The 9,598-nt window shown below is 62.6% G+C and carries 9 protein-coding genes and 1 pseudogene; 6 read left to right on the forward strand and 4 right to left on the reverse strand.

Features of this window, described 5'->3' with window-relative positions:
• The first annotated feature begins 127 nt into the window (after nt 1-127).
• From O7A05_RS27875 to O7A05_RS27885, 3 genes are all read left to right on the forward strand, one after another.
• On the forward strand, nt 128-1,045 hold the full coding sequence (locus tag O7A05_RS27875) for a polyprenyl synthetase family protein (protein WP_415927064.1): 918 nt from the start codon (nt 128-130) through the stop codon (nt 1,043-1,045).
• A gap of 269 nt (nt 1,046-1,314) precedes the next feature.
• Nucleotides 1,315-1,530, forward strand: a complete 216-nt coding sequence (locus O7A05_RS27880; RefSeq protein ID WP_140752813.1) for a tautomerase family protein — start codon at nt 1,315-1,317, stop codon at nt 1,528-1,530.
• Between the two features lie 124 nt (nt 1,531-1,654).
• Nucleotides 1,655-1,966 carry a hypothetical protein gene (locus tag O7A05_RS27885; protein ID WP_337096281.1) on the forward strand — a complete coding sequence of 104 codons (312 nt, stop codon included), beginning with the start codon at nt 1,655-1,657 and terminating at the stop codon, nt 1,964-1,966.
• Here the strand turns inward: O7A05_RS27885 and O7A05_RS27890 are convergent.
• Complete coding sequence (locus O7A05_RS27890) at nt 1,957-3,960, reverse strand: PAS domain S-box protein (RefSeq protein WP_415927065.1); 2,004 nt, start codon at nt 3,958-3,960, stop codon at nt 1,957-1,959. The two genes, O7A05_RS27885 and O7A05_RS27890, sit on opposite strands and share 10 nt — an antisense overlap.
• Nucleotides 3,961-4,055: 95 nt before the next feature.
• Between O7A05_RS27890 and O7A05_RS27900 the strand changes: the two genes are divergently transcribed.
• From O7A05_RS27900 to O7A05_RS27910, 3 genes are all read left to right on the forward strand, one after another.
• Nucleotides 4,056-4,379, forward strand: a complete 324-nt coding sequence (locus tag O7A05_RS27900; RefSeq protein ID WP_337096283.1) for a hypothetical protein — start codon at nt 4,056-4,058, stop codon at nt 4,377-4,379.
• A gap of 14 nt (nt 4,380-4,393) precedes the next feature.
• Nucleotides 4,394-4,612, forward strand: a complete 219-nt coding sequence (locus O7A05_RS27905; protein WP_337096284.1) for a hypothetical protein — start codon at nt 4,394-4,396, stop codon at nt 4,610-4,612.
• Between the two features lie 182 nt (nt 4,613-4,794).
• Complete coding sequence (locus tag O7A05_RS27910) at nt 4,795-7,128, forward strand: response regulator (RefSeq protein WP_337096285.1); 2,334 nt, start codon at nt 4,795-4,797, stop codon at nt 7,126-7,128.
• An 85-nt stretch (nt 7,129-7,213) separates the two neighbouring features.
• Here O7A05_RS27910 and O7A05_RS27915 read toward each other — a convergent pair whose 3' ends face one another.
• The 3 genes and pseudogenes from O7A05_RS27915 to O7A05_RS27925 form a co-directional block, all read right to left on the reverse strand.
• The gene (locus O7A05_RS27915; RefSeq protein ID WP_337096287.1) at nt 7,214-8,350 is read right to left on the reverse strand and encodes a sterol desaturase family protein; all 1,137 of its coding nucleotides are present in this window, start codon (nt 8,348-8,350) and stop codon (nt 7,214-7,216) included.
• 189 nt (nt 8,351-8,539) lie between these two features.
• A pseudogene (locus O7A05_RS27920) lies at nt 8,540-8,689 on the reverse strand (phosphotransferase-like protein); the annotation flags it as partial.
• 45 nt (nt 8,690-8,734) lie between these two features.
• Complete coding sequence (locus O7A05_RS27925; protein WP_337096289.1) at nt 8,735-9,595, reverse strand: lytic transglycosylase domain-containing protein; 861 nt, start codon at nt 9,593-9,595, stop codon at nt 8,735-8,737.
• Between the last annotated feature and the right edge of the window lie 3 nt (nt 9,596-9,598).

Below are 9,598 nucleotides of genomic sequence, written 5' to 3' on the forward strand. Positions count from 1 at the left end.
TCCAGCCCTTCGCTTCCATGTTCGACGATCGGTTCCGTCAAGCCGTCCCACCCGTGCCTCGCCCCCATCGGCATAAAGGCGCGCGCCTGCTTGCGCAATGTCTGAGTGTCGGCTACCGCTCCCGGCCATGAGCAAAGACGACCAGATCGCCTTCGAAACCGCGCTTTTTATGCGTGTCGCGGCCGTCGAGACCGAGCTGCGCCGCATCCTCGACGCGCGTCCGCTTTCCGGCGAGATCGCGCGGCCGGAGCGCCTGATGGCGGCGATGCGCCACGGCGTGCTCAACGGCGGCAAGCGGCTGCGGCCTTTTCTGGTCGTGGAAAGCGCAGCTCTTTTCTCCGCCGATGGCCAGGCGGCGCTCCGCGTCGCGGCGGCGCTCGAATGCGTGCATTGCTATTCGCTGATTCATGACGATCTGCCTTCCATGGACGACGATGATCTGCGGCGCGGCCAGCCGACGGTGCACAAGGCCTTCGACGAGGCGACCGCGATCCTCGCCGGCGATGCGCTTTTGACTTTGGCCTTCGACATCATCGCCGACGAGGCGACGTTGCTGCCGGCGGAGCGCCGCGCCACCCTGGTCCTCGCACTTGCCCGCGCGGCCGGCGCCGGGGGCATGGTCGGCGGCCAGATGCTCGATCTCGAGGCCGAACGCAAACGGCCGGACGAGGCCGGTATCATCACCTTGCAGGCGATGAAGACCGGCGCACTGATACGCTTCGCCTGCGAGGCCGGCGCGATCGTCGCCGGTGCGCCGCCCGCCGACCGCGAACGGCTGGCGGAGTTCGGCTCGGCGATCGGCCTTGCCTTCCAGCTCGCCGACGATCTGCTCGATCTGACAGCGGACGCTGTCCAGATGGGCAAGGCCACCAACAAGGATGCCGCCGCCGGCAAGGCAACGCTTGCCTCGCTGCACGGCCCCGACTGGGCGCGCGGCCAACTCCACGGCCTGATCGAACAGGCGCATGCGCTGCTCGACCCCTATGGCGAAGCGGCTGAGCTGCTCAAGCAAGCGGCGACCTTCGTGGCGACGCGCAGCAACTGAACAGTGGCGCAGGTGGGCGGCCAATGCCGAGCGATGCGCGCTCCAGGAAAGCGTGGCCGCGAAGCGAAGTTGCCGGCGCTCGCGTAGGGGCCGACAAGGCTCCGATTGTTCGCTCTATCCGAATACTGCTGTCGACGGCCGGGTGATTATCCCGCATCCGCGGCAGTCTATACCCGCTCCAGGACAACGAATGGAGATCGGTCCGGTCGACGACCTTCGCCGGCGGTCTGCACCGGAGCCGGGAAATCCAATCCGGAAGGAACCTGGAAATGCCCTTTGCTAACTTCAAGATGCCCGAGGCCGCCCTCACAAAAGCGCAGAAGGAAGACCTCGTCCATAAGACCACGCAGATGTTCGTCGACTATTTCGGCGAAGGTGTACGTCCCTACACCATGGTGCTGATCGAAGAAGTTCCCGACGGAGGCTATGGCCGCGCCGACGAGGTCTTCATTCTTCCCGACGCTTACCGGGCCAACGATGCCTGATTTTGAACAGGCAGGCGGCTTGCCAAACGGCACGCCGGGGCGTGAGCAGTTCCTCCAGGCGCTCGAATAGTTCTGGTGATGCCCATCCATTCGTGCAAGATCGCCGACTGACAAACGCCGGAGGATGCCGGGAACCGATGCTCAAGCTGCAAGCCTGGCTGGCCGATTATTGGGTCATTGGTGCAGGGTTCATGGCAGCATCGCTTATAGCGGCTGCGCCGGTTGTATCGCTTCCGCTGCCGGTGTTCCTGATCTTCCTGCACCGTTTTACATGGTCCATCAGGTCGAAGAGCACGCCGGCGACCGATTCGGCAAATTTGCGAACGAAAATGCTCTGGCGATCCTGCTTCACTTGCCGATCGTTGCGGTGGTAACCGTGCGATACCGCTCTGTCGTCGTCACCTCACAGCATCTGCGGCAACGTCATCAGTCTTGATCCCCGGCAAAACGGCCCTTTGTCCTCAACGGCACCACATTTGCGCTGGCCGGCTGATCCGGCTCCGCGCTCTGCGCGGCGGCTCCCATATCGGCCCGCGGCAGATAGATCGTCACCGTCGTGCCCTTGCCGACTTCGCTGTGGATCGTGACCGCGCCGCCGGACTGCTGCGCGAAACCGTAGACCTGCGCAAGGCCGAGACCTGTGCCCTTCTCGGGCCCTTTGGTCGTGAAGAACGGTTCGAAAACCTGCGGAAGCACGTCTGGCGCAATTCCGATGCCTGTGTCGGTCACCCGCAACGCGACGAATTCGCCTTGCAGGTCGGCTGCGTTATCGTCGCTCGACAACAGCAGGTTCTCCGCCGTTATCGTTACCAGGCCACCGTCAGGCATGGCGTCCCGCGCGTTGAAGGCCATGTTGACGAGACCAAGCTCCAGTTCGCTGGGGTCGACCTTCACTTGCCAGATTTCGGATCCGACAGCGGCGACCAGTTTCACCGATTTGCGCATGGAACCCGCTATCATTGCGCGAACGGCTTCCACTCGCTCCGCCAGCGACACGACCTCGGCACGGGCAATCTCCTTGCGCGAAAAGGCCAGCAACTGGCGTGTCAACGCGGCGCCGCGCTGGAGTGCAAGCTCCACGGATTCGGTCGCTCGCTTCATTTCGGGATCGCTGCCGACTTTCTTCCCTAGGCGAACATAGCTGTCGACCACCGTCAGGAGGTTGTTGAAATCATGCACGATGCCGCCGGTCAACTGACCGAGCGCGTCCATTTTCTGCGTATGCGCGTGTTGCGCTTGCGCCTGCTTAAGCGCGATCTCCGCATCGCGTCGATCGGTGATGTCGCGCGTAATCTTGGCGAAACCGATTAGCTCTCCTTGCTCGTCGCGGATCGGATCGATCACGACATTGGCCCAGAACAGCGTGCCGTCCTTGCGGACGCGATGGCCCTCGGTCTCGAAGCGTCCATCCCGTGTTGCCGTATAGAGCGCGCGGCCAGGTAAACCGGCGGCTCGATCATGCTCCGTATAAAAACGTGAGAAGTGCTGACCGATGATTTCTTCGGCCGTATAGCCCTTGATGCGCTCCGCACCGGCGTTCCAACTGGTCACCAGCCCGTTGGGATCAAGCATGTAAAGCGCATAGTCGGTCACGCCGCTTACCAGGAGGCGGAACTGGCGCTCGCTTTGACGCAAGGCTTCGTGCGCCACGCGGCGTTCGGTGATGTCGCGCGTAACCTTGGCAAATCCTTCGAGCTGGCCGGCATCGTTGCGGATCGGAGTGACGACAACCGACGCCCAGAAACGGCTGCCATCCTTGCGTACGCGCCAGCCCTCGCCTTCATACCGCCCGTTCTGCAAGGCTGCTTCCAGGACGCGCAGCGGCGTGCCTTTTGCGCGTTCGTCACGGGTATAGAATTTGGAGAAATGCTGGCCCACGATTTCGTCGGCGGCGTAGCCTTTCAGCCGCTGGGCACCAGCGTTCCAATTGGTGACAATGCCGCTTGGATCGAGCATGTAGATGGCATAGTCGGTCACGCCATCGACAAGGATGCGGAAGCGCCGCTCGCTCTGCAGCAGCGACTCATGCGCGGCGACGCGCTCCGTGATGTCTCGCGTGATCTTCGCATAACCCAAAAGAACGCCGTTGCCGTCCAGTACCCGTTGAACAAGGCCGCTCGACCAGAACCTGGTTCCGTCCTTGCGTACCCGCCACCCTTCAGCCTCGTATCTTCCCTCCGCCTTTGCCGCGGCAAGCATCCTGCCCGGGAGGTCCTTCGTCTGATCTTCGGCTGTGAAAAATCGGGAAAAATGTTGCCCCAGGATTTCCGAAGCCGCGTAGCCCTTTATCTTCTCGGCGCCGGCATTCCAGCTGGTGATGAAGCCATCTGCATCAAGGGTGTAGATCGCGTAGTCGGCGACAGCGTCGATGAAGAGTTCGAGGCGGCGGCTGTCGGAAAGGTGTTGCGCGTCGGCTGTGGTCAGTGGCATTGTCGAACCCGCATTACGCTCGCATCAGGCAGTTCGTCCGGTGACACGTCTGCAACATAAGCGTGCCTATCCTGCATAGCAACGAGCTTGGATCAATGGCGACATATTCATCCGCTCTCGCAGCCAATCTCAGAAACCCGGGTTATTTGTACAGCTTTGCTCCGGAAAACGAGCCTGGAGATGACGAGGAAAATCCCGTCTCTCACGAAGTCGGCTCTGCCGAGCATGACGAACTCCCGTATAGGGTCGAGTTGTGGAACGCCGCCAAGAATGGTGTCGAACAAGTCCTCGCCGTCACGGCAAATGCCAGCATCGGCTACGCTGCCTATTACGCAGCGACGCGCGAGCATCCGGACCGCTACGTCACCTTGCGGCACAAGAACAATTTCGTTTCGAGATGGAACGGTCCGGCGAATTAGGCAGGGGCCTGTCTATGACACGGAGCGCCAACTCTTCCCGTTCGGCCGAAGCGCTGCCCTACCGTATCGAACTCTGGCACGCCGACAGCCATGAGGTCATCGAACGGGTTCTCGCACGCGCCGTCACAGCCCAGCTTGCCCGCGCCATTTTTCAAGCCGCAAGGGACGAGCATCCCCAACGGCGGATCACGCTGCGCAAGGGAAACCGTATCCTCTCCGATTCGACGGATTGACGATCTGCCGTCCGGTTTCAAAGCGCTGCCCGCAAGTCCAGTGCGTTTAGCCTGTCTGTCGCGGGATACGTCGCCTCTGCCATCAAAAGCTGCGACAAGGCCAGCCTCCCTCCAACGAAATCTTAATGTAAATCAAGCGTAATCCCGACCATTAAAATTGTGCGTATGTGTTGGGGTTGCGCATGCCGGAATATTCTTCCTTCCTCCGGTCGATCCGGATCCGTTACATTTCGGGATTGCTTGTGTTCGCGCTGGCCTCGGCCGCCGTCATGTTCGCGCTCAACCGCGTGAATTCGTACCGTCACGAGGTTGATGCCCTCAGCGGCAATTTCGTCATCTTCGCCCGCGACCTGCGCAATGCCACCAATTTCGCCGAGACCACCGGCACCGCTTGGCGCAGCGAGACGCGCGATGCGTTGACGACCGCCGCGCGCGGCCATTCCGAACGCCTGATGGGCGAGATCGGAATCCTGAACGCCCAGCTTGCCGCGATCAGGCCGCGCCTGTCGAAGAACACCGTCAACGCGATGGACACCGCTTCGGTCAACGGCGACCTGTTCTGGTCGGCGCGTGACATGGTGCGCAACTTCAACCTGATGGCGGTCGCCCAGAAGGTCGACGAGTGGAGCTACCGCGAGATCCGCAACCAGAACGATCTTTTCGCCCAGCCGATGCTGGTGAAGGTGCGCACCGCGCTCGACGAGGAGCGCCGGCTCGCCGATGCTTCCAGCGACCGGCTGCTCCTGTGGGCGAGCGGCCTTTTGTTCGCCGCGCTCGCCATCGCGGCGGTTCTGATCTTCCGGCCGATGGAGAATGCGATCCGGCGCGCCTTCGCCGAGACCGCTGCATCTTTGTTCAAGGCCGAGGCCGCCGACCGCGCCAAGTCCGAATTCCTCGCCAATATGAGCCATGAGATCCGCACGCCGATGAACGGCGTGCTCGGCATGGCCGAGCTGCTCGCCAAGACGGAGCTTACGCCGCGCCAGAAGACCTTCACCGACGTCATCGTCAAATCCGGCAACGCGCTGCTCACCATCATCAACGACATCCTCGATTTCTCGAAGATCAATGCCGGCCAGCTGACGCTCGACCCCGCTCCCTTCCGCCTGGCGGAAGCGGTCGAGGATGTGGCGACCTTGGTGTCGGCGCGCGTTGCCGAAAAGAACCTCGAACTCATCGTGCGCGTCGACCCGCGCCTGCCGGCCTTCGTCGTCGGCGACGCCGGGCGCTTCCGCCAGATCGTCACCAACCTGCTCGGCAACGCCGTGAAGTTCACCGAGAAGGGCCATGTCCTGGTCGATGTCGGCGGCGATGTCGTCGACGGCGTGGTCCAGCTCAAGGTCCGTGTCGAGGATACCGGCATCGGCATCCCGGCCGAGAAGCTGCAAAACGTGTTCGAGAAATTCGCCCAGGTCGACGGCTCCTCGACCCGCCGCCACGAGGGCACCGGGCTTGGCCTGGCGATCGCCGCTCGTCTCGTCGATCTGATGGGCGGCAAGATCGGCGTCGAGAGCGAGATAGGCCGCGGTTCCGTGTTCTGGTTCGCCGTGCCGCTGCCGGCACATGACCAGCAGTCGCGCGACAAGCTCGTGCCGGTCGACGTCACCGGCGCCCGGGTGCTGGTCATCGACGACAATCCGGTCAACCGCGAGATCCTGCTGGAGCAGCTCAGGAGCTGGAGCTTCGACTGCGCGGCCGCAGAAAGCGGCGCCGTCGGCCTCGCCTTCCTCGACCGCGCCTGCCAGCTCGGCGCCTCGGTCGACTGCATCATCCTCGATTACCAGATGCCCGGCATGAACGGCGCCGATGTCGCGAAGGCCATCGCCGCCGACACTCGGCTTTCCTCCATTCCGGTCGTGCTGCTCACCTCGGTCGACCAGGTCGATTTCGGCAGGATGGTGATCGATTTCGGCATCGTCGCGCATCTCACCAAGCCGGCGCGTTCGGCGGTGCTGCTGGGCACCGTGATCTCCGCCATCCAGAAGGCGCGCACGCAAGGCGCCAAGGCGCATTTCGTGCGCGAGCCGGTCGCGGCGCAGGCGGCGCCGCCGGCCTTGACCGTCATCCGCGGCCCGTCGGTGCCCGTGCCGGCGGCGCCGGAATCGACGGCCGCGCCGAGCGGCCCGATCGATATCCTGATCGCCGAGGACAATGACGTGAACCAGCTGGTCTTCGGCCAGATCCTCAACGGCTTCGGTCTCAGCTACCGCATAGCCGGCAATGGCCGCACGGCTGTGGAAATGTACCGCTCGCTGCGCCCCCGCCTGGTGCTGATGGACGTCTCCATGCCGGAGATGAACGGCTATGAGGCGACCCGCGCCATCCGCGCCATCGAAGCGCAGAACGGCGATCACACGCCGATCATCGGTATCACCGCGCATGCGCTGAAGGGCGACCGGGAAAAATGCATCGAGGCCGGCATGGACGACTACCTGCCGAAGCCCGTCTCGCCCGACCGCCTCGGCGCCAAGATCGGCACCTGGCTCAGCGAGACAGTGGCGGCGAAGACGGCTTGAGGCTGGGTAGCAGCATCGGCCACCGCCGAGTTCCTTCGCGCGGCCCTTCTGTCTCGCCGACTCTGAACCATCTCTTTTCGAGCACTCAGCCCCGCCGGAACGGATAGAGGAATTGCCGCCAATATCCTTTCGGCACCGGATGGCCGTGAATGCCGTAGCCCTTCGGCCAGCGGCTCTCGGGCAGATGATAGGTGCCGAACAGCCGGTCGAGCAGCGGGAAATGGATGGCGAAATTGACGTCGATCGCCTCTTTCTCAAGACCATGATGCCAATGATGGAAGCGCGGCGACACGAGCACTTTTTCGACCGGACCGAAACTGGTTCCGATGTTGGAATGGATGAAGGACGAATAGACGTAGACGATCAGGATATAGGCTTGGATCGCCGATTCATCGAAGCCGAGCACGAACATCGGCGTCGCCGTCAAGCTGCGAAGAACGATGATTTCCAGGAAATGCATCCGCGCGCCGGCAATCCAGTCCATCGACTTGGCCGAATGATGCACGGCATGAAAATTCCACAGGAACGGGATGCGATGGAAGGCCCGGTGTACCCAATATTGGGCAAGATCGGTCAGGAACATCACCGCCAGCAGTTGCACGATCCAGGGCAGATCGTGGACCCAGGCGCGCACCGAACCGAGGCCGGCTTGCGCATTGACGAAATTGGACGGCGCGAGCGTCAGGTAGGTCAATATCTGCACCAGCAGCGACGAGACCAGGTAATAGAACAGGTCTTCGCGCCATTCGTCGCGGAACACGGTCTGGCCCTTGTTGCGGGCAAAGATGCGTTCGAGCGGGACGAACAGCACGCCCATGAACAGGACATTGAGAATGAAGAAATCAAGGCCGAAGAACACGCCGTCGACATGCAACTCGTGACGCACCGGGAGCATGCCGATGAGCGACGCCAACAGCACCGTGACCATAGCCGCCACGCCGAGCGTCTTTTCCCTGCGCAGCATCATGCTCAGGATGGCCAGGACATAGCCCGAGATAAGCACGAAATAGAGGACCGGCTTGAAGAACAGCATCTGGTGGATCGGAGCAAGGTCCGGCATCGAGGTCAGCGTCGGATAGCGCAATACGATGACCATCAGGAGGCTGGTGATCCCGGCAAGTAATGCGATCGAGCCGGACAGCCAGCCGGACCCGAACGGCCGCTTAGTGCGCGGTGTTTCGAGCTCACCGATAACCCTTTTAACGAAATTCCCCTCCGGCATGATGCCCCCCCTTGTGGTCACGAATAAAAATGCGCCCTTGAAATACTGAACCCGCTCTTACTATGGCAAAGCGCATTAAGATTTAACCGCCACCGCCCTGGCAAGTGGATTCTCCTCGCAACATTAGCAATTGGCTATCGGCGTTGTTGACGACCGGGAAGCTCGAGTCCCCGCGAGGAATGCAAGTCGCTACAATTTAAATCGCTGCCGGATGAGGCGGACGCATTCGGCCGGCAGCAGCCGGCTGGTGTCGAGCTCAAGGTCGTAGGCCATACCCTTGTGCACGCGTTCGAATTGCCAGCGCGCCAGTCCGGGCAGTCGGTCCGCACGCCCGCTTTCGCGCGTTTCGGCGCCCCTCGCCGCCCCTCTGTCTTGGCCTTGGCGTCACCGGTTGCGCAGCACCACGCAGGCGCCGCCGACGCTTTGCAGTTTGTTGCAGATGCCGTTGGCCTCGCCGCGCGAGTCGGCGCCGATCCTGACCGCATAGATGCCGCGGCGGCCGATCGGCGTGCGCACCCGGCTCACCACCGGATCATGGCTGGCCAGCAAGGCCGGGAACCGGCTTTTGACCCTCAGCCATTGGCCGATCGCCGCGGAGCGGCGAAAGTTGCCCGCCACCTGCACGCCCCACGGCTTGACGTTGATCGAGGCCATGGCGACGGTCCGCGACATGATCACCGGCAGCCGGCGGCAGGCGATCGCGAAGCTCATCTTGGGATCGAGCGGCTGGACGGTGCCGGCATAGGATTTGTCGGAAAACTTATCGACGGGCTCGCCCATGATGTCGAAGACATAGCTTTCCGTCTCCATCGGCAGGAAGCCGCCGGAAGCGAGCCAGCGCGACACGCGGTTCTCGCCGGCATTATAGGCCGCCGCCGCGAGGCCGAGATTGCCGTAGCTTGCCTTCATCTCGGCGAGGTACTTCGCCGAGGCAGGAATAGCCTGCTCGACGTCGAAGGAATTGACCAGGCCGCGCATCTTGGCGGTTCCGGGCATGAATTGCGCGATGCCTTCGGCGCCGACCGGGCTCACCGCGTTCGGATCAAAGCGGCTCTCCTTCCAGATCAGCCGGGCGAAGAAATCCTTGGGCAGGCCGTTTTGTTGGGCCTGGGTTTCGATCAGGTCGCAGACGCGGTTGATCAGCCGTTTCGCGGCCGACTTCGACTGGGGCGGATCGGCCAATGCCGGACCGGCGGCGATCAGCGCGCAAGCGAGAAGCAGCGTCGTCTTCACGAAACGCTGCATCCC

The organism is Mesorhizobium argentiipisi (SeqCode) (genome assembly GCF_037179585.1).
GTDB classification, from domain to species: Bacteria; Pseudomonadota; Alphaproteobacteria; order Rhizobiales; family Rhizobiaceae; genus Mesorhizobium; species Mesorhizobium argentiipisi.

Excerpts from the sequence above, each read along its gene's own strand:
- O7A05_RS27875 (WP_415927064.1), top strand. The coding sequence starts at position 128 with ATGAGCAAAGACGACCAGATCGCCTTCGAAACCGCGCTTTTTATGCGT.
- O7A05_RS27880 (WP_140752813.1), top strand. The coding sequence starts at position 1,315 with ATGCCCTTTGCTAACTTCAAGATGCCCGAGGCCGCCCTCACAAAAGCG.
- O7A05_RS27885 (WP_337096281.1), top strand. The coding sequence starts at position 1,655 with ATGCCGGGAACCGATGCTCAAGCTGCAAGCCTGGCTGGCCGATTATTG.
- O7A05_RS27890 (WP_415927065.1), bottom strand. The coding sequence starts at position 3,960 with ATGCCACTGACCACAGCCGACGCGCAACACCTTTCCGACAGCCGCCGC.
- O7A05_RS27900 (WP_337096283.1), top strand. The coding sequence starts at position 4,056 with ATGGCGACATATTCATCCGCTCTCGCAGCCAATCTCAGAAACCCGGGT.
- O7A05_RS27905 (WP_337096284.1), top strand. The coding sequence starts at position 4,394 with ATGACACGGAGCGCCAACTCTTCCCGTTCGGCCGAAGCGCTGCCCTAC.
- O7A05_RS27910 (WP_337096285.1), top strand. The coding sequence starts at position 4,795 with ATGCCGGAATATTCTTCCTTCCTCCGGTCGATCCGGATCCGTTACATT.
- O7A05_RS27915 (WP_337096287.1), bottom strand. The coding sequence starts at position 8,350 with ATGCCGGAGGGGAATTTCGTTAAAAGGGTTATCGGTGAGCTCGAAACA.
- O7A05_RS27925 (WP_337096289.1), bottom strand. The coding sequence starts at position 9,595 with ATGCAGCGTTTCGTGAAGACGACGCTGCTTCTCGCTTGCGCGCTGATC.